At 46.4% G+C, this 375-nt stretch carries 1 protein-coding gene; it reads left to right on the top strand.

Annotated elements, in window-relative coordinates; genetic code table 11:
• A partial coding sequence (locus tag HC175_RS20465; protein WP_209310151.1) for a sodium/proton-translocating pyrophosphatase occupies positions 1 to 375 on the top strand: 375 nt, incomplete at both ends.

The following is a 375-nucleotide window of genomic DNA, read 5'->3' as shown; positions in this document are numbered from 1 at the left end:
CTGAAGATGATCCGCGTAACCCTGCCACTATTGCCGATAACGTAGGTGACAACGTGGGAGATGTTGCGGGAATGGGGGCCGACCTTTTTGGAAGTTATGTGGCTACCGTTCTTGCAGCCATGGTTCTTGGTAATTATGTGATCAAAGACATGGGAGGCGATATTATTTCTGAAGGTTTTGGCGGAATAGGACCTATCCTGTTGCCAATTGCAATTGCCGGCTTCGGAATTATTTTCTCCATAGTTGGAACCTTACTGGTAAAGATCAGCAGTAATTCGGCTAAAGAAGCTGAAGTTCAGTCAGCCCTTAACAGAGGTAACTGGATCTCTATCGTACTTGTGGCGATCTCTTCTTTCTTCCTGGTAACCTGGATGC

This window comes from Salinimicrobium oceani (assembly GCF_012037645.1).
This window is presented reverse-complemented; position numbering and strand designations above follow the sequence as displayed.